This window comes from Streptomyces sp. NPDC051020 (assembly GCF_040683105.1).
Classification (GTDB): Bacteria; Actinomycetota; Actinomycetes; order Streptomycetales; family Streptomycetaceae; genus Streptomyces.
This window is the reverse complement of sequence record NZ_JBFBCG010000025.1, coordinates 80,377-99,150: the sequence shown is the minus strand read 5'-3', so window position 1 is coordinate 99,150 and position 18,774 is coordinate 80,377. Positions and strand designations below refer to the sequence as shown.

At 66.7% G+C, this 18,774-nt stretch carries 14 protein-coding genes and 1 tRNA gene; 4 read left to right on the top strand and 11 right to left on the bottom strand.

Annotated features, from left to right (window positions below; all coding sequences use genetic code 11):
- Positions 1 to 152 precede the first annotated feature (152 nt).
- The gene (locus tag AB0N06_RS16310) at positions 153 to 1,952 is read right to left on the bottom strand and encodes a 5'-nucleotidase C-terminal domain-containing protein (RefSeq protein WP_366135335.1); all 1,800 of its coding nucleotides are present in this window, start codon (positions 1,950 to 1,952) and stop codon (positions 153 to 155) included.
- Between the two features lie 177 nt (positions 1,953 to 2,129).
- On the opposite strand from AB0N06_RS16310, the gene AB0N06_RS16305 reads away from it, so the two are divergent.
- Positions 2,130 to 2,834: an SIMPL domain-containing protein gene (locus AB0N06_RS16305; protein WP_366135334.1), complete on the top strand. Its 705-nt coding sequence runs from the start codon at positions 2,130 to 2,132 to the stop codon at positions 2,832 to 2,834.
- A gap of 126 nt (positions 2,835 to 2,960) precedes the next feature.
- On the top strand, positions 2,961 to 4,394 hold the full coding sequence (gene pyk, locus AB0N06_RS16300) for a pyruvate kinase (RefSeq protein WP_366135333.1): 1,434 nt from the start codon (positions 2,961 to 2,963) through the stop codon (positions 4,392 to 4,394).
- Between the two features lie 8 nt (positions 4,395 to 4,402).
- Here the strand turns inward: pyk and AB0N06_RS16295 are convergent, their stop codons facing one another.
- Both AB0N06_RS16295 and AB0N06_RS16290 read right to left on the bottom strand, forming a co-directional pair.
- Positions 4,403 to 5,179, bottom strand: a complete 777-nt coding sequence (locus tag AB0N06_RS16295; RefSeq protein WP_366135332.1) for a transcriptional regulator — start codon at positions 5,177 to 5,179, stop codon at positions 4,403 to 4,405.
- Positions 5,180 to 5,288: 109 nt separating this feature from the next.
- A tRNA-Leu gene (locus tag AB0N06_RS16290) sits at positions 5,289 to 5,363 on the bottom strand.
- Between the two features lie 97 nt (positions 5,364 to 5,460).
- Between AB0N06_RS16290 and AB0N06_RS16285 the strand changes: the two genes are divergently transcribed.
- Entirely contained in the window at positions 5,461 to 6,120 is a 660-nt protein-coding gene (locus tag AB0N06_RS16285) for a response regulator (protein ID WP_366135331.1), read from the top strand.
- A gap of 78 nt (positions 6,121 to 6,198) precedes the next feature.
- Here AB0N06_RS16285 and AB0N06_RS16280 read toward each other — a convergent pair whose 3' ends face one another.
- The 8 genes from AB0N06_RS16280 to AB0N06_RS16245 all read right to left on the bottom strand — a co-directional run bounded on the left by AB0N06_RS16280 (position 6,199) and on the right by AB0N06_RS16245 (position 15,895).
- The gene (locus AB0N06_RS16280) at positions 6,199 to 6,915 is read right to left on the bottom strand and encodes an ABC transporter ATP-binding protein (protein WP_366135330.1); all 717 of its coding nucleotides are present in this window, start codon (positions 6,913 to 6,915) and stop codon (positions 6,199 to 6,201) included.
- Positions 6,912 to 7,814, bottom strand: coding sequence for an ABC transporter ATP-binding protein (locus AB0N06_RS16275; RefSeq protein ID WP_366135339.1), 903 nt, complete (start codon positions 7,812 to 7,814; stop codon positions 6,912 to 6,914). The genes AB0N06_RS16280 and AB0N06_RS16275 overlap by 4 nt, the downstream gene beginning before the upstream one ends.
- Before the next feature lie 5 nt (positions 7,815 to 7,819).
- A complete protein-coding gene (locus tag AB0N06_RS16270) occupies positions 7,820 to 9,616 on the bottom strand; it encodes a branched-chain amino acid ABC transporter permease (protein ID WP_366135328.1) in 1,797 nt (598 codons plus the stop codon).
- A 5-nt stretch (positions 9,617 to 9,621) separates the two neighbouring features.
- Positions 9,622 to 10,551, bottom strand: a complete 930-nt coding sequence (locus AB0N06_RS16265; protein ID WP_366135327.1) for a branched-chain amino acid ABC transporter permease — start codon at positions 10,549 to 10,551, stop codon at positions 9,622 to 9,624.
- A gap of 108 nt (positions 10,552 to 10,659) precedes the next feature.
- Complete coding sequence (locus AB0N06_RS16260; protein WP_366135338.1) at positions 10,660 to 11,868, bottom strand: branched-chain amino acid ABC transporter substrate-binding protein; 1,209 nt, start codon at positions 11,866 to 11,868, stop codon at positions 10,660 to 10,662.
- Between the two features lie 635 nt (positions 11,869 to 12,503).
- On the bottom strand, positions 12,504 to 12,974 hold the full coding sequence (locus AB0N06_RS16255) for a hotdog fold thioesterase (RefSeq protein ID WP_366135326.1): 471 nt from the start codon (positions 12,972 to 12,974) through the stop codon (positions 12,504 to 12,506).
- An 82-nt stretch (positions 12,975 to 13,056) separates the two neighbouring features.
- The gene (locus AB0N06_RS16250) at positions 13,057 to 13,257 is read right to left on the bottom strand and encodes a hypothetical protein (RefSeq protein WP_366135325.1); all 201 of its coding nucleotides are present in this window, start codon (positions 13,255 to 13,257) and stop codon (positions 13,057 to 13,059) included.
- A gap of 361 nt (positions 13,258 to 13,618) precedes the next feature.
- A complete protein-coding gene (locus tag AB0N06_RS16245) occupies positions 13,619 to 15,895 on the bottom strand; it encodes an FdhF/YdeP family oxidoreductase (protein WP_366135324.1) in 2,277 nt (758 codons plus the stop codon).
- A 158-nt stretch (positions 15,896 to 16,053) separates the two neighbouring features.
- Between AB0N06_RS16245 and polA the strand changes: the two genes are divergently transcribed.
- On the top strand, positions 16,054 to 18,765 hold the full coding sequence (polA, locus tag AB0N06_RS16240) for a DNA polymerase I (RefSeq protein ID WP_366135323.1): 2,712 nt from the start codon (positions 16,054 to 16,056) through the stop codon (positions 18,763 to 18,765).
- Positions 18,766 to 18,774 lie beyond the last annotated feature (9 nt).

Below are 18,774 nucleotides of genomic sequence, written 5' to 3'. Positions count from 1 at the left end.
GCGGCGTTGTCGTCAGTCAACAACTCCCCCATAGCCCGAAAGGCATGGGAGGGGCCCCCTTCGCGTTGCCTCCCTCCTCCGCCTTGCAGCTGCACACACCCAGCCCCGCTCCTTCTCCCACCCCCCATGTGCCGGTCGGTCTTATCCAGCCGCTAGAAAACCGGCACACCATCCCGCGTCAGCCGCCAGTCCACCGAAGCGAACCGCGCACTATCCACCGAACCCTTCGCCTGCACCCAGCCAATGATCGTGTTCCGGATCTCCTCCGAATTCGCCCACAGCTGCTTCGCACCCGGCACATGCGGGAAGTTACCCCCACCGCTCGCCCGATAATTGTTCACCGCCAGCACGAACTCCGCCGCCGGATCGATCGCCTTGCCCTCGAACGACAGATTCACAATGCGCGAACCATTCGGCTTCGCAATATCGATCTCATACGTCAGACCCGACACCGCGTCATAGTTGTAGTCCGGCGTATTCCCCGCATTCGTCAGCTTCGCCGTATCCACCGGAGCACCCGCAGCCGTCTGCACGTAATACCGCGCCGAGAACTCCAGATAATCCTTGATCTGCGCACCCGTCAGCAACCGCGCCTCAAGCGTGTTCTCGAACGGATACAGCCCCGACGCATCCTTGATCGTCACATTCCCCGCCGGTATCTGCGCCGTACGGGAGAAACACGACGCCTGCGACAGCACAGGCAGCGACGCATACGCACCACCCGCCAGAGCCGCCTTCACCGTCTCCGCCTGAACCACATTGATCAGATCAATGATCGGCTCGTCCTTCCAGGCCGCCTCCGCCGTCGTCATCGCCGCCGTCGACGTACCGATCACCTGATTGACGTACGCCACAACCTTCTTGTGCTCATCCGCCAACAACCCCGTGATCTTCGGATCCTCGGCCACCGTGTTCGAGTTCAACACCCGCGAACCCGCACGCTCCACCACCCAGCGACCCTTCTCCCACACCAGATCGAAGTCGAACAGCGTCAACCGCTGCCCCCACTTCAACGGCTCGGAGAGCACCACCTTCTTGCCCGTCTCCTTGTTCTCCACGAAGTACTCGGGGATCTCCAAGTGAGCATGACCGACCAGAATCGCATCGATACCCGGCACCTGCTCCGCCACCAGCGCCGCCGCGTTCTCCACATACGGAACCTGATCACCGTACGACGACGTCCCGCTCGTCCCCGAGTGCGCCGACACGATCACGACATCCGCCCCCATGGACCGAAGCCGCGGCACGAACTTCGCCGCCTGCTCCTCCAACCCCGGGAACACCATCCTGCCGCTGACATTCGCCTTGTCCCAGATCGCGATCCCCGGGTTCGTCAGCCCCAGAATCGCCACCTTCACATCCGGACCGTGCGGCGTACGCATCCGCTTGATCACATACGGGGCGAACGCCGGCCTCAACGTCTTCGCATCCAGCGCGTTCGCACCCAGCAGCGGAAAATCACACTGCTCCTCGAACTTCCGCAGCACCGGAATGCCGTAGTTGAACTCATGGTTGCCCAGCGCCGCCGCGTCATACCCGATCGCGTTCATCGCCTGCGCCATCGGATGCACCGGACCACGCTTCGCCGTGATCGGATCGACCTTCGCGTAGTAGTACGACAGCTGCGTGCCCTGGATCGTGTCACCCGCATCGATCATCAGGGTGTTGTGACGGCCCTTCTCCGCACGGACCTGCTCCACCAGCGTCGAGATCTTCGCCAGACCCACATCGTTGTGCGCCTTGTCGTCGAACTCCTTGTCCGTGAAGTAGTCCCAGTTGAAGACATTGCCATGCAGATCGGTCGTCCCCATCACCGTGAACGCATACCGCTTCGGTGGACGCCCAGGACCACGACCGTGGGCCTCGGCAGGCGCAGCCACACCCCCAGCCATCGCCACACCGGCACCGGCCGCAGCCGATGTGCCCAGGAACGTCCTACGGTTCAGCGGCATCTCGTCTCCCACAGTCAGATCTCGCAGTACACAACGCGCGTAGATGCAGTACACAACGCGCGTAGATGCAGTACACAACGCGCGTAGATAATGACCCACCAGCCGCACCACGCAACACCCCCTGCAGGTTTCTATCTGATGACCACACGGATCACCCCCCGGTGCGACAGTGAACCCATGACCGTCACACCAGCCCCCTACGGCACCCCCGATCACCCCCGCGTCGCCGTCTGCGGAGAAGCCCGCCTCGAAGTCGACCCCGAAACCGCCCACATCACCATCACCGTCACCGCCCGGGGCAAAGACCGCCGAACAGCCCTCGACGACCTCACCCGACGCAACGCCCACGTCCTCGAACTCGTACGCACCTACGGACAAGCCGTCGAAAAACTCGAAACCGGCGCCTTCTCCGTCACGCCCGAACTCACCGCAGGCGGACGCGACGAAAAGATCCGCGCCTACCACGGCCGCGTCCACATCACCGCCGTACTCGGCGACTTCACCGCACTCGGCGAACTCACCACCCGCATCGCCGACCTCGACATGACCCACATCAACGGCCCCTGGTGGAACCTCCGCCCCGACTCACCCGCCCACGCCAGGGCCCGCCGCCAAGCCGTACAAGAAGCCGTCCAACGCGCCCGCGAATACGCCGACGCCCTCGGCACTCACCTCACCGCCCTCCTCGACATCGCCGACCTCGGCGCCGAGAATGCCGCCCCCCTCGCACCCATGCCTGCCGCACCCGGCAGCTTCCGCGCCAGCGCCGCATACGGCGGAGCGGAACCCGAAACACCCCCCGCCCTCGACCTCGAACCCCAACGGCAGACCCTCTACGCCCAGGTGAACGCCCGCTTCACCATGGCACCCCCAAAACTCTGAAAAACAATGCTCATCAGAGCGCCCCGCTGCACAATTCAACACTTGTCAATAACCCTTCACCCAAAGGTTGTTGAGACGACACGCAGACCCAATTCGCTACCCGTAGGTAAGGTCTAGGGTCAAACCATGCGCCGAGCAAAAATCGTCTGCACCCTGGGCCCAGCCACCGACACATACGAGCAGATCAAGGCACTCGTCGAAGCCGGAATGGACGTCGCCCGCTTCAACCTCAGCCACGGCTCCTACGTCGAACACGAACAGCGCTATCGCCACGTACGCAAAGCCTCCGACGAAACCGGACGCAGCGTCGGCATCCTCGCCGACCTTCAAGGCCCGAAGATCCGCCTCGGCCGCTTCCGCGAAGGCCCCGTACTCCTTGAACACGGCGACAGCTTCACCATCACCGTCGAACCCATCGAAGGCGACCGCGACACCTGCGGCACCACCTACGAAGGCCTCCACACCGACGTCACCACCGGCGAACGCATCCTCGTCGACGACGGCCGCGTCACCCTCGAAGTCACCCACGTCGACGGCCCCCGCGTCCACACCACTGTCATCGAAGGAGGCATGGTCTCCGACAACAAGGGCCTCAACCTCCCCGGCGTCGCCGTCTCCGTCCCCGCACTCTCCGACAAAGACATCGAAGACCTCCGCTGGGCCCTGCGCACCGGCGCCGACGTCATCGCCCTCTCCTTCGTACGCAGCGGACGCGACATCGACGACGTCCACCGCATCATGGACGAAGAAGGCCGCCGCCTCCCCGTCATCGCCAAAGTCGAAAAACCCCAGGCCGTCGAGAACATCGACGACATCGTCGCCGCGTTCGACGGGATCATGGTCGCCCGCGGCGACCTCGGCGTCGAAATGCCCCTCGAACAAGTCCCCATCGTCCAGAAGCGCGCCATCAAACTCGCCAAGCGCAACGCCAAACCGGTCATCGTCGCCACCCAGATGCTCGACTCGATGATCGACAACTCCCGCCCCACCCGGGCCGAAGTGTCCGACGTCGCCAACGCCGTCATCGACGGCACCGACGCCGTGATGCTCTCCGGCGAGACCAGCGTCGGCAAATACCCGGTCGAAACGGTCCGCACGATGTCCCGCATCGTCGAAGCAGCCGAGGAAGACATCCTCGCCAAGGGCCTGCCCCCGCTCACCGACCGCAACAAGCCCCGCACCCAGGGCGGAGCGGTCGCCCGGGCAGCCGCCGAGATGGGCGACTTCCTCGGCGCGAAGTTCCTCGTCGCCTTCACCCAGAGCGGCGACACGGTCAAGCGACTCTCCCGCTACCGCTCACCCATCCCGCTCCTGGCCTTCACCCCGGACCCGGCCACCCGCTCCCAGCTGAACCTGACCTGGGGCGTCGAGACCTTCCTCGGCCCGCGCGTCGACTCCACGGACGCGATGGTCGCCCAGGTCGACGAGGAACTCCTGCGGATCGGCCGCTGCGAGAAGGGCGACATCGTGGTCATCACGGCCGGCTCCCCGCCGGGCGTCCCCGGATCGACGAACCTGGTGCGTGTGCACCACATCGGCGAGGACGACAGCCCCAAGTAACCCGGTCGTCAGTACTTCGGCCCGACGTGAGCGTCCATGAGCGCGACGGACGCCCGTCGGGCGACGGAGATGTTGAGCGGGCTGCTGCCTCGTGCGAGGGTTGTCCACTCGACCCCTACGGCGGTGAGCGTGTCGCTGAACAGCTTGCGGATGTCGTCCGACTTGTTGGTGAAGAAGTACCGGGGGTATTCGTAGCGCTTCCGTTCACCACCGACGAGGCGAGTGGTCCAGTTGGTGATCCGGCATCCGTCGGAGTGGATGAGGCCGCGGATGAATTCCCATGGGTGGGCATCCACGATCCTCTGTTGCCAGGGTTCGAGAGCGATCTTGCGACCGTGCTTTTTGCCAGGTCCGTGCTGAGGGAAGAGGCAGGGCCAGTGCTTGCTGTGGCACGTCACGTACTGGCAGCCCTGACGCTGGACCCGGAACACCTTGTTTCCGGGGCGCACGGTCTGCATGGCCTCGGCACAGGCGTCGATGAGGCCCGGCCAGGCATCGGCGCAGGCGATACGGAGGAAGTACACGCCTCTTCTGGCTGAACTGATACAGCCGTCACCGAGGTAGAGGCCCAGTAAGTATGCGTACGCGGCGGGGTTTTCGGGATCTCTCGGCAGGCCGCAGCATCTCGGACAGGCTGAAGCGTGGTTCCGGTCGAGGGGTTCTATTCGTGTCTGCCACGAACGGATGGCGGCACGAGAGATGCCGGTCTGCTTGCTTACGGAGTTCTGGCTGAAGCCTTGTGCAAGGAGTGCCAGAGCGCGCTTCCGCGTATCAATGTCGTACACAAAGCTGAGCCTGGCTGGATCTTGGTGACCCACAGGTGGAATAAGTCAGCATTCACACGTTCATGTGAAGTTCTGCAATTCCTTGGCGGCCTTGGAATCGAAGGAAAAGTGCCCCGAGTCGGACTCGAACCGACACTGTATGGGTTTTGAATCCATTGCCTGCTGCCAATTGGGCTACCGGGGCTCACAGAATCGAAGGTGCTCTTCGACCCGTTGCGCGACCACCATACCGCAGGTGGGTAGGCTCAGGGGAGCTGCACCTGCCCGTAACGAGGAGCCCCGTGACCACGCCTGAGTCGCCCCAGCCCGTCGCCGACGACGACAAGTCGCACGTTCCGCCGCTGACGACCCGCGTCGTCATCGCGGAGGACGAGGCCCTCATCCGCCTCGACCTCAAAGAGATGCTCGAGGAAGAGGGCTATGCGGTCGTCGGCGAGGCCGGTGACGGCGAGAAGGCGGTCGAGCTCGCTCGTGAGCACCGGCCCGACCTCGTCATTCTCGATGTGAAGATGCCGATCCTCGACGGCATCTCCGCCGCCGAGCGCATCGCCGAGGAGTCCATCGCGCCCGTCCTGATGCTCACCGCGTTCTCGCAGCGCGACCTGGTCGAGCGGGCCCGGGACGCCGGGGCGATGGCGTACCTCGTGAAGCCGTTCAGCAAGAGCGACGTGGTGCCGGCCATCGAGATGGCCGTGTCCCGGTTCGCGGAACTGAAGGCGCTGGAGAGCGAGGTCGCGGACCTCGCGCAGCGGCTGGAGACGCGGAAGCTGGTGGACCGGGCGAAGAGCATTCTGCAGACGGATTACGGGCTGTCGGAGCCGGCGGCGTTCCGGTGGATTCAGAAGACGTCGATGGACCGTCGGCTGTCGATGCAGCAGCTTGCCGAGGCGTTGATCGAGGATGCCGAGGAGAAGAAGAGGGCGGCGAAGGACGGCGAGTAGCCGCGTAGGTACGTACGGATGAGGCCCGCACCCCGGATCGATCGGGGTGCGGGCCTCATCCGTGTGGAGCGGTGTCGGTCAGTCCTCGCCGAGGTACGCCTTGCGGACGGATTCGTCGTGGAGGAGGTTCTGGCCGGTGCCGGAGAGGACGATCTTGCCGACCTCCATGACGTGGCCGTGGTCGGCGAGTGAGAGTGCGGCCTGGGCGTTCTGCTCGACGAGCAGGATGGTGGTGCCTTGCGCCTTGAGTTCGACGATGGTCTCCATGATCTTCTGCATCATGATCGGGGAGAGGCCCATGGAGGGTTCGTCGAGCATCAGGAGCTTGGGCTGGCACATGAGGGCGCGGCCCATGGCGAGCATCTGCTGTTCGCCGCCCGAGAGGGTTCCGGCCGCCTGCTTCCGGCGTTCCCCGAGGATGGGGAAGAGGTCGTAGGCGCGCTGGATGTCCTTCTCGATGCCTGCCTTGTCGTTGCGGAGGTAGGCGCCGAGCTGGAGGTTCTCGGTGATCGTCAGCCGGGGGAAGATGTGGCGTCCCTCGGGGGAGTGGGCGAGGCCCAGGGAGACGATCTTGTGGGCCGGGACGTTGGTGAGCGGTTTGCCGTCGAAGAGGATGCTGCCGCCGACGGGCTTGAGGAGCCCGGAGAGGGTGCGCAGGGTGGTGGTCTTGCCGGCGCCGTTGGTGCCGATGAGGGTGACGACCTGGCCTGCTTCGACGGTGAAGGAGATGCCCTTGACGGCTTCGATCTTGCCGTAGGCGACGCGGAGGTCTTCGACCTGGAGCAGTGCGGTCATGGGGTGTCCTCCTCTTCGGTGCGGGTGGTGCTGGTGTCGTCGTCGGTGGCGGCTTCGGCGTGTGCTTCGGCTTCCGCTGCTTCGACTTCGGCGACTTCTTCGGCGCCGGGGGCGCCTTCGAAGGGGGTGCCGAGGTAGGCGGCGACGACGCGTTCGTCGCTCTGGACGACGTCGGAGGTGCCTTCGACGAGCTTCTCGCCCTGGACGAGGACGGCGACGCGGTCGCAGAGGTTGAAGATGAACCGCATGTCGTGCTCGATGACGAGGACGGCGATGCCCTGGTCGCGGATGGCGAAGATGAGCTCTTCGGTGACGCGGGTTTCCTGCGGGTTCATGCCGGCGGTGGGCTCGTCGAGGAGCAGGAGTCCGGGGTCGCTGGCCAGTGCGCGGGCGATTTCCAGCTTGCGCTGGTCTCCGTAGGGGAGGTTGCGCGCGAGGTGGTCGGCCTTGTCCTGGAGGCCGATGAATTCCAGGAGTTCCATGGCGCGTTCGCGGCTGGCGTGTTCGGCCTTGGTGAAGCCGGGGAGCCGCAGGAGGGCGGACCAGAGGCCTTCCTTGGTCCTGGTGTGGCGTCCGACGAGGACGTTTTCCAGGACGGTCATGTTGGCGAAGAGCCGGATGTTCTGGAAGGTGCGGGCGATGCCTGCCTGGGTGACGAGGTGGGGCTTGGGCGGCAGGACGGTGCCTTTGTAGCTGACTTTGCCTTCGGTGGGGACGTAGAGCCCGGTGAGGCAGTTGAAGAAGGTGGTCTTCCCGGCGCCGTTGGGGCCGATGAGGCCGACGATTTCGCCCGTGTTGACGGTGAGGTCGACGTTGCGTACGGCGGTGAGGCCGCCGAAGCGCATGGTGACGCCGCTCGCGTCGAGGACGGTCGTGGCGGTTTTCGTGGTGGTGGTCATGGTGGTCACGCCCCCGCCTTGGCGATGCCGACGCCGGTCTCTTCGGCCTGCCGTGGTTCCGGTACGTCGATCGGGTCGTTCTCGTGGAATTCGAGCTGCTTCCTGCGGTCGGCGACGAGGCCTTCGGGACGCAGGCGCATCAGGAGGATGAGTGCGACGCCGAAGAGGAAGAGCTGGTAGTCCTGCATGAACTGCAGCTTGGCCGGGATGAGGTAGAGCAGTGCGGCGCCGACGAGAGGTCCGCTGAGGGTTCCCATGCCGCCGAGGATGACTGCGGCTAGGAGGAAGGCGGAGTTGGGGGGTACGGAGCCGGCGAACTGGTACTGCTCGGGTGTCACGGTGTAGTTGACGTGTGCCTGGACGGTGCCGGCGAGGCCGGCGAGGGTGGCGCCGAGGGCGAAGGCGATCAGCTTGAGCCGGAAGGCGTTGATGCCCATGGCGGTGGCTGCGGTCTCGTCCTCGCGGATGGCGACCCAGGCGCGGCCGATGCGGGATTCTCCGGAGCGGCGGAAGACGAGGACGACGACGGCGGTGAAGACGAGCATCAGCAGGTAGTAGTTGGCGGACCTGCCGAGGTTGAAGCCGAGGATGTCGTGTTTGATCCCGAAGTCGAATCCGAAGAAGTTGAGGTCGGGGATGCTGGGGATGCCCTGGGAGCCGTTGGTGAGGTCGGGTCCGCTGTTGCCGTTGAGGTTGTTCACGGTCAGGCGGAAGATCTCACCGAAGCCGAGGGTGACGATGGCGAGGTAGTCGCCGCGCAGTCGGAGGGTGGGTGCGCCGATGAGTACGCCGAAGACGAGTGAGGCTGCGGCGCCGGTCAGTACGGCGGCCCAGAAGGGGAATTCGACGCCGATGGCCGAAAATGTGGAGCCGGAGACGAGGGCGGCGGCGTAGGCGCCGACGCCGAGGAAGGCGACGTATCCGAGGTCGAGGAGGCCGGCGAGGCCGACGACGACGTTGAGGCCGAGTGCCACGGTGGCGAAGATGAGGATGTTGGCGCCGATGAGCGCGTATTCCTCCTTCTGCTGGGTGAACGGGAAGCAGACGGCTGCGACGAGGGCGGCGGTGAGGGTGATGTTGCGGTGTTTCGCGGTCAGCGCGGTGAGGCGGGAGACGAGTCCGGCCCGGTGGAGTGCGGTGAAGGCGAAGCCGACGGTGATGAGGAAGCCGATGAAGAGTTCGGTGTAGTCGGTGTCGATGCCGTAGGCGAAGACTTGGAGGCCGATGCCGAACGACACGACGATGATGAGGATTTCGGCCCAGTCGGGGAGGGTTTTGGCCCGGGGGGCCGACGGTGCGCGGAGGCTGTCGCGGAAGCGTTCCCAGGCGCCGGCTGCGGTGGCGTTGGAGGTGGGTTGGTCGCCGGGGAGTCCGAGTGCGGCCACGGCGGCGACGAGTGCGCCGATGCCGCTGACCCAGGCGCCGGGTTCCAGGTTGACGACTCCGCCGAGGTCGTAGGCGATGGCACCGATGGTGTAGCCGGTGGTGCCGAGGGTGCCGAGTGCCAGGAGGCGGACGGGGCTGTTGGTGCCGCCGGGGGTGAGCCAGCGGAGCCCTCGGATGCCGTATCCGGACAGGGTGAGGAGCAGGGTGAGTGCGGCGCTGATGAGGGTGAGGACCTGGAGGCCGCCGGGGTAGCCGGTGACGGTGAGGTCGCCGGGGAATTCGCTGGTCCAGGTCCAGGCGAGGAAAGTGCCGACGAGTGCGACTGCGGCGCCTGCGAGGGTGCCGATGCGGGCCGCGGCTGCGGGGATCGCGAGGAAGGGGGCGGCCCCGGGTGTGGTGGTGTCGTTGGTGGTCATCCGTATCACGCCCGATCCGCGACGCGTTCGCCGAGCAGGCCCTGGGGGCGGAGCAGCAGGACGATGATGAGGAGGACGAAGGCCCATACGTCCTTCCAGGCGCCGCCGCCGAAGAGTTCCATGCCGGGGACGTTGCTCATGTAGCCGGTGGCGAGGGATTCGGCGATGCCGAGGACGACGCCGCCGAGCATGGCGCCGTAGATGTTGCCGATGCCGCCGAGTACGGCTGCGGTGAAGGCTTTGAGGCCCATGATGAAGCCCATTCTGAAGCCGATCTGGCCGTTCTTGAGCCCGTAGGCGACGGCGGCGACGGCGGCGAACGCGGCACCGATGGCGAAGGCCATGACGATGATGCGGTCGGTGTTGATGCCCATGAGCTTTGCGGTGTCGGGGTCCTGGCTGGTGGCCTGCATGCCGCGGCCGGAGCGGGTCTTGGAGACGAAGAGCCCGAGGGCGAGCATGCAGATGGGTGCCGTGATGAGGACGAAGAGGTCACCGCGCTGGATGTGGGCGCCGAGGATGTCGATCGCTTCGCCCTTGAACTGGGGGAAGGAGCGGTCCTTCTTGGCGTCGGGGTACCACTTCCAGATGGCCTGCTGGAGTGCGAGGGAGAGTCCGATCGCGGTGATCAGCGGGGCCAGTCGGGGGGCGCCCCGCAGGGGCCGGTAGGCGAAGCGTTCGGCTGCGGCGCTGACGGCGACGGAGCATATGACGCCGCCGATGATCATGAGTGGGATGATCGCGAGGAGGGAGACACCGGCCGGCATCCAGAGGTACACGGTGAGAGCTCCGAAGCCTCCGATCATGAAGATCTCGCCGTGGGCGAAGTTGATGAGCTGGATGATTCCGTAGACCATCGTGTAGCCGATCGCGATGAGACCGTACATCGCGCCGAGGATGAGTCCATTGGCCAGCTGTTGCGGCAGTTCGTTCACCGCAGGGCCTCCGTGGAGTGGTTCGGATATGGCACCGCGCGGGAGCCCTGGTAGCGCCCCCGCGCGGTCTGGTGTCGGTTCAGTGCGCGCCCGGGAGGGCGGGCCGGGTCAGGGCTTGTAGACCTCGCTGAGCTTGGACGTCCACTTGCCGCCGTCGACCTGGTAGGCGGTCATCATGGTGTTGGTGGTGTCGCCGTACTCGTCGAAGGAGACGGGACCGGTGACGCCGTCGAACTTGACCTTGCTCATGGCGTCGAGGACCTTGGCGCGGGCGTTGTCGGGGAGCTTGCCGTCGTTCTCGGAGACGGCGAGCTTGACGGCTTCGATGATCGCCCAGGTGGCGTCGTAGGTGCCGCCGCCGTACGCCTCGTAGGCGTCCTTGTATCCGGCCGTCTTGTAGTCCGCGATGAACTTCTTGGCGGAGTCGAGTTCCTCGACGGGCTTGCCGACGGAGGTGGCGATGTCGCCCTGGGACTTCTTGTTGAGCTTGATGAAGTCGGCGCTGTACATGCCGTCGCCGCCCATGAGGGGGATCTGGACGCTGTCCTTGAGCTGCTGGCTCAGGGGTGCGCCGGCGGGGTACTCGCCGCCGTAGTAGACGGCCTTGGCGCCGGACTTCTTGACCTTGGTGACGACGGCGTTGAAGTCGCGGTCGTCGGGGTTGACGTGGTCGGTGCCGACGATCTTGCCGCCGAGGGTGGTGAAGGTCGCCTTGAAGGAGGCGGCGAGACCGGCGCCGTACGGCTTCTGGTCGTCGATGAGGTAGACCTGCTTGATCTTCGCGTCGTTGAAGAGGTACTTCGCTGCGAAGGCGCCCTGGACCTGGTCCGTGGTGGCGGTGCGGAAGTAGGTCTTGTAGGGGCGCTTCTTGTCGCCGGTCTTCCAGTTTTCGCCCTGGGTGAGCTCGGTGCCGGTGTTGGCGGGGGAGATCTGGGTGAGGGAGGCGTCGTTGAGCGGCTTCTGCATCGACTGGGAGACGCCGGAGTTCAGCGGGCCGACGACGCCGAGGACGGCGTCGTCGTCGATGAACTTCTGGGCGTTCTGCTGGCCGACGGAGGGCTGTGCCTGGTCGTCGAGCGGCTTGACCTCGAACTTGATGCCGGGGACGGTCTTTTCCTTGTTCGCCGTCTTGACGGCGAGTTCGGCGGAGTTCTTGATGCCGAGGCCGAGGGCGGACAGGTCGCCCGTGATGGGCGCGTCGACGCCGATGACGACGGTTTGGGTGTCGCCGCCGCTGCTCTTCTTGCTGTCGTCGCGCGACCCGCAGGCGGTGAGCGTCAGGGCTCCTGTGGTGAGCACTGTGGTGAGGATGAGCAAAGAACGGTGTCGCACGAAAGGTCCTTTCCCTGGCGCGGCCTCCTCTGCTTGAGGTGCCGTGTCGTTCGCCGGGCCGTACTGGGTTGGTACAGGGCCGTGCTGCAGACGCGCCCGGCGGCGCGGTGACTGGCCGTGACTCTAGGCGCAGGTGGCGGAGTCGGGGATGGGTCGGCGGAGGATGTGACTGTCTTGTTATGCCGTTGAGGAACGCTTGAGGTGGCTGTGGGGACATGTACGGCTTTTTACTGGACGGCAAAGTGACCGCATTCTGAGAACGCGCAGCTCTGCTAAGGGGCTTGAGGCGATCTTGGTGCTGTCACGTCATCGGGGGGTGTGAGGGCGCGACGGGGTGCCCGGTGTCTGCGGGGCCGGGTTCTTTGTGCTGCCCGGCGGCGCTCCGGCATGGGGCGCTTGTTACGCAGTGTTACGCCGGGTGGGGTGTGGTCCACGCCCTGTGGTGTCGGTGGGTCGTGTGTGGCTGCCGAGTGGGCCACACAACGGGTTGTGGGGTCAAGGGTGTTGGGTGTGGAGCTTGTTCAACGGTCTTGTGTGGGCGGGTTGTTGTGCGTGGATATGGGTCTGCCCGGCCGGATTTTCCATCCGGCCGGGCAGGAGTGTGTTGTGGTGTCGGTGGGTCAGGCGGCGGCAGCCTTGGGGGCGTCGCGGAGCAGGCAGGTGAGGCGGGCGGTGCAGACCCTCTTGTCCTGTTCGTCGGTGATGACGATCTCGTAGGTGGCGGTGGAACGGCCGCGGTGTACGGGGGTGGCGGTGCCGGTGACGAGTCCGCTCCGTACCCCTCGGTGATGGGTGCAGTTCAGGTCGACGCCCACGGCGATCTTCTGGGAGCCGCCGTGGAGCATCGAGCCGACGGAGCCGAGCGTCTCGGCGAGGACGGCCGAGGCGCCGCCATGCAGCAGCCCGTAGGGCTGGGTGTTTCCCTCGACCGGCATGGTGCCGACGACCCGCTCCGCGGAGGCCTCGAGGATCTGGACGCCCATGCGGGTGCCGAGGTGCCCCGCGGAGAACAGCGCGGGAAGGTCCACGCCGAGGGCGGCGTACTCGTCGATGACCTCTTGCGGGAACTTCACAGTGTTCTGCTCGCCCATGGGGCCCGGCTCCGATCGTTGTCAGGTCTCTCAGGTTGTTCAGTGCGTTGTGCACCGTCTTACCAGGTGCCTGAGCGAACGCTTAGAGCAGGGTTTCCATTCCGGCGTTCTCCGTCAGCAGTGTGGGGCGTTCTTGTTCGACAGGTAGTACTCGGAGCGTCTCCTTGCCCGTGCGGGTGTCGTAGATCAGCCAGTTGTCGAGATCGGTGCAGTCGACGACGGCCCGGCCGCCGTTCCGGCTGGTGGCTCCGCGGACCTCATGGCCCACCGTCCCCTTCTGCACGGTGCCCGCCGCCCTCGCCCGGGCGAGGCTGTCACGCAGCAGCGGCAGCAGATCGCCGCCGGCCGCGCGGCCGAGGCGTGCGTTGTCCGGGTCGGACGTGGCGTTCGCCTCGATCCAGGCTGCCCAGTAGCCGTCGTAGGCCTTGCGCAGCTCGGGCGGCAGGGGGCCGAGGCCCTTCTGGAGTTCCGCGGGGTCGGATACGACCCCGGGGGTGGCCTGCCGGCTGCCGGCGTCCCCGCCCTGCTGTCCGGACGGGTTGTCGGGGGCGGGGCTGCCGGCGCAGCCGGCGGTGAGTGCTGTCGGGAGGGCTGCTGTCGCACAGAGCCGTCGCGATCTGCCGTGCTATAGGGCTGTGATGTCCTCAGCTGTCCGGGTGCTCGAACCGTACGATCACGGACTTGCTCGCAGGAGTGTTGCTGGTGTCCGCGGTTGCGTCCAGCGGTACCAGCACATTGGTCTCCGGGTAGTAGGCGGCGGCGCAGCCCCGGGCGGTGGGGTAGTGCACCACTCGGAAGCCGGGGGCGCGCCGTTCCACGCCGTCCTTCCATTCGCTGACCAGGTCGGTGTACGAGCCGTCGGCCAGGCCCAGTTCGGCCGCGTCGGCGGGGTGGACGAGGACGACGCGGCGGCCGCCCTTGATGCCGCGGTAGCGGTCGTCGAGGCCGTAGATGGTGGTGTTGTACTGGTCGTGGGAGCGCAGGGTCTGCAACAGCAGTCTGCCTTCGGGGAGTTCGGGGTATTCGACGGGTGCCGCGGTGAAGTTGGCCTTGCCGGTGGCGGTGGGGAATCGGCGGGAGTCGCGCGGGGCGTGCGGGAGGGTGAATCCGCCGGGGTGGGCGATGCGGGCGTTGAAGTTCTCGAAGCCGGGGACGACGCGGGAGATGCGGTCGCGGATCGTGGCGTAGTCCTTCTCGAAATCTTCCCAGGGGGTGGTGGATCCGGGGCCGAGGACGGCGCGTGCCATGCGGGCGACGATGGCGGGTTCGGAGAGCAGGTGGGGGCTTGCGGGGGTGAGGTTGCCGCGGGAGGCGTGGACCATGCTCATGGAGTCCTCGACGCTGACGAACTGCTTGCCGCTCGCCTGGATGTCCTTGTCGGTGCGGCCGAGGGTGGGCAGGATCAGGGCGCGGGTGCCGGTGACGGCGTGCGAGCGGTTGAGTTTGGTCGATACGTGGACGGTGAGGCGGGCGCGGCGCATGGCGGCCTCGGTGACGTTGGTGTCGGGGGTGGCCGCGACGAAGTTGCCGCCCATGGCGAAGAAGATCTTGGCGTCGCCGTCGCGGAGGGCCTGGATGGAGCGGACGACGTCGTAGCCGTGGTGGCGTGGTGAGGTGATGCCGAATTCCTTGTCGAGGGCGTCGAGGAATCCGGGGGCGGGGCGTTCGAAGATCCCCATGGTGCGGTCGCCCTGGACGTTGGAGTGGCCGCGGACGGGGCAGACTCCGGCGCCGGGCCGTCCGATGTTGCCGCGGAGCAGGAGGAAGTTGACGACTTCGCGGATGGTGGGGACGGAGTGTTTGTGCTGGGTCAGGCCCATGGCCCAGCAGACGATGGTGCGCTTCGAGGCGAGGATCATGGTGAGGGCCTGCTCGATGGTGGCGCGGTCGAGGCCGGTGGCGGTGAGGGTCTCGTCCCAGTCGGCGGCGCGGGCGGCGGCGGCGAATTCCTCGTACCCGTGGGTGTGTTCGCGTACGAAGGTGTCGTCGACGGCGCCTTCGGTCTCCAGGATCATCTTGTTGAGGAGCCGGAAGAGGGCCTGGTCGCCGCCGATGCGGATCTGCAGGAAGAGGTCGTTGAGGGCGGTGCCCTTGATCATGCCCTGGGGTGTCTGCGGGTTCTTGAACCGTTCCAGGCCGGCTTCGGGCAGTGGGTTCACCGAGATGATCCTGGCGCCTGCGGATGTGGCCTTCTCCAGGGCGGAGAGCATCCGGGGGTGGTTGGTGCCGGGGTTCTGTCCGGCGACGATGATCAGGTCGGCCTGGTGGAGGTCCTCGAGGGAGACGCTGCCCTTGCCGATGCCGATGGTCTCCGTGAGGGCGGAGCCGGAGGACTCGTGGCACATGTTGGAGCAGTCCGGCAGGTTGTTGGTGCCGAATTCGCGGGCGAACAGCTGGAGCAGGAACGCGGCCTCGTTGCTGGTGCGGCCGGAGGTGTAGAAGAGCGCTTCGTCGGGGGAGCCGAGGGCGCGCAGTTCCCCGGCGATGATCTCGAAGGCGTGCTCCCAGGTCACTGCCTCGTACCGGTCGGCGCCTTCGGGCAGGTACATCGGCTGGGTGATGCGGCCCTGCTGGCCGAGCCAGTAGCCGCTGCGGGTGGCCAGGTCGGCCACGGGGTGGGCGGCGAAGAAGTCGGGGGTGACGCGGCGCAGGGTGGCTTCTTCGGCGACGGCCTTGGCGCCGTTCTCGCAGAACTCGGCGGTGTGCCGTTTGTCGCCCTCGGGCCAGGCGCAGCCGGGGCAGTCGAAGCCGTCCTTCTGGTTGACCTTGAGGAGGGTCCGGGCAGTGCGGCGGATGCCCATCTGCTGTTGGGCGATGCGCAGGCTGTGGGCGACGGCGGGCAGTCCGGCGGCGGCGTGCTGGGCCGGTTCGACGTGCGGTGCGTCCTGGACCGGGTCACCGGTGGGCGGCTTGGTGGCCATGTCTGCTCCCCTTCGAGCCAGCTGCGAACCTGCGCGGTGTCGCTTCGTGTGTTTCCGTGTTCTTCTGTCTCCGGCGATCGTGTCACGCGGCGCGGGACGGGTGCCGGGCGAGTGGTGTGCGGTCCGGATTGTCGGTGGTCCGTGGCAGGATCGGGGGCGTGGCTGAGACGGCATCGAAGAAGACGGCAGACAACCGACCGCGCCTGCTCCTGATGGACGGGCACTCCCTGGCGTACCGGGCGTTCTTTGCGCTGCCTGCGGAGAATTTCACGACAGGGGCGGGGCAGCCGACGAACGCGGTGTACGGCTTCGCGTCGATGCTGGCGAACACGCTGCGTGACGAGGCGCCCACGCATTTCGCGGTGGCTTTCGACGTCTCGCGCAAGACGTGGCGGTCGCAGGAGTTCCCGGAGTACAAGGCGACCCGTTCGAAGACGCCGGACGAGTTCAGGGGGCAGGTCGAGCTGATCGGTGAGCTGCTGGACGCGATGCATGCCGATCGTTTCGCGGTCGACGGTTTCGAGGCGGACGATGTGATCGCCACGCTGGCGACGCAGGCGGAGGCGGCCGGGTTCGAGGTGCTGATCGTCACCGGTGACCGGGATTCGTTCCAGTTGATCACGGACAACGTCACGGTGCTGTACCCGACGAAGGGTGTGTCGGAGCTGACGCGGTTCACCCCGGCGAAGGTCGAGGAGAAGTACGGGCTGTCGCCGCAGCAGTACCCGGACTTCGCGGCGCTGCGCGGGGACCCGTCGGACAATCTGCCGGGTATTCCGGGGGTCGGTGAGAAGACGGCCGCGAAGTGGATCAATCAGTTCGGTTCGTTCGACGAGCTGGTCGCGCGCGCCGACGAGGTCAAGGGGAAGGCCGGGCAGAATTTCCGGGACCATCTGGAGTCCGTGAAGCTGAACCGGCGGCTGACCGAGATGGTCCGGGATGTGGAGCTGTCGAAGGCTCCGCAGGATCTGGAGCGTGCGCCGTACGACCGGTCGGCGGTCACGGGTGTGCTGGATGTGCTGGAGATCCGTAACCCGAGCCTGCGGGAGCGGCTGCTGGCCGTGGACCCGGGGGCTGCGGAGGCCGAGGCCCCGGCGCCTGCCGCGGGCGTCGAGCTGGACGGTGCGGTGCTGGGTGCCGGTGAGCTGGCGCCGTGGCTGGCCGAGCACGGCGGGCAGCCGCTGGGTGTCGCCTCGGTGGACACGTGGGCGCTGGGCACCGGCAGTGTCACGGAGATCGCGCTGGCCGCGGGGGACGGGGCGGCGGCGTGGTTCGACCCGGCGCAGCTCGACGAGGCGGACGAGCGGGCGTTCGCCGCCTGGATCGCGGATGCCGGGCGGCCGAAGGTCATGCACAACGCGAAGAGTGCGATGCGGGTCTTCCCGGAGCACGGCTGGCGGGTCGACGGCGTGACGATGGACACGGCGCTGGCCGCGTATCTGGTCAAGCCCGGCCGGCGGTCCTTCGCGCTGGACGCCTTGTCGGTGGAGTATCTGGGCCGGGAGCTGGCCCCCGCGGCGGCGTCCGACGGGCAGCTGGCGTTCGGTGCGGACGACCGGGCGGAGGCCGAGGCGCTGATGGCGCAGGCCCGTGCGGTCCTTGATCTGGGCGAGGCGTTCACCGTGCGGCTGCAGGAGGTCGGCGCCGCCGAGCTGCTGCACGACATGGAGCTGCCGACGTCCGCGCTGCTGGCCCGCCTGGAGCGGCACGGCATCGCAGCGGACCGGGAGCACCTGGAAGGCATGGAGCAGCAGTTCGCCGGCGCGGTGCAGCAGGCGGTGAAGGAGGCGCACGCCGCGGTGGGCCGTGAGTTCAACCTCGGGTCGCCCAAGCAGCTTCAGGAGGTTCTCTTCGGTGAGCTGGGGCTGCCGAAGACGAAGAAGACGAAGACGGGTTACACGACGGACGCGGATGCGCTGGCGTGGCTGGCGGTGCAGACGGAGCACGAGCTGCCGATCATCATGCTGCGCCATCGCGAGCAGGCGAAGCTGAGGGTGACGGTCGAGGGCCTGGTCAAGACGATCGCGGCGGACGGCCGCATTCACACGACGTTCAACCAGACGGTCGCGGCGACCGGTCGGCTCTCGTCGACCGACCCCAATCTGCAGAACATTCCGGTCCGCACGGACGAGGGCCGGGCGATCCGGCGCGGTTTCGTCGTCGGTGACGGGTTCGAGACGCTGATGACGGCGGACTACAGCCAGATCGAACTGCGGGTGATGGCCCACTTGTCGGAGGACGCGGGCCTGATCGAGGCGTTCACGTCCGGTGAGGACCTGCACACCACGGTGGCCTCGCAGGTTTTCGGTGTCGACAAGTCCGCTGTCGACGCGGAGATGCGCCGCAAGATCAAGGCGATGAGTTACGGGCTCGCGTACGGGCTCTCCGCGTTCGGTCTGTCGCAGCAGCTGAACATCGAGGCGGGCGAGGCGCGCGGTCTGATGGACACGTACTTCGAGCGGTTCGGCGGGGTCCGTGACTATCTGCACCGGGTGGTGGAGGAGGCCCGGGCCACCGGCTACACGGAGACGGTCTTCGGCCGTCGCCGCTACCTCCCGGACCTGAACAGCGACAACCGGCAGCGCCGCGAGACGGCTGAGCGGATGGCGTTGAACGCACCGATCCAGGGGACGGCGGCGGACATCGTCAAGGTCGCCATGCTTCAGGTCGACCGGGCGCTCACCGAGGCGCAGTTGAAGTCCCGGATGCTGCTCCAGGTCCACGACGAAATCGTGCTGGAGATCGCCAAGGGCGAGCGGAAGAAGGTGGAGGAGATCCTGCGCCACGAGATGTCGACGGCGGTGCAGCTGCGTGCCCCGCTGGATGTGTCGGTCGGTGTGGGTGCGGACTGGGAGTCCGCCGCGCACTGACGTGAGCGG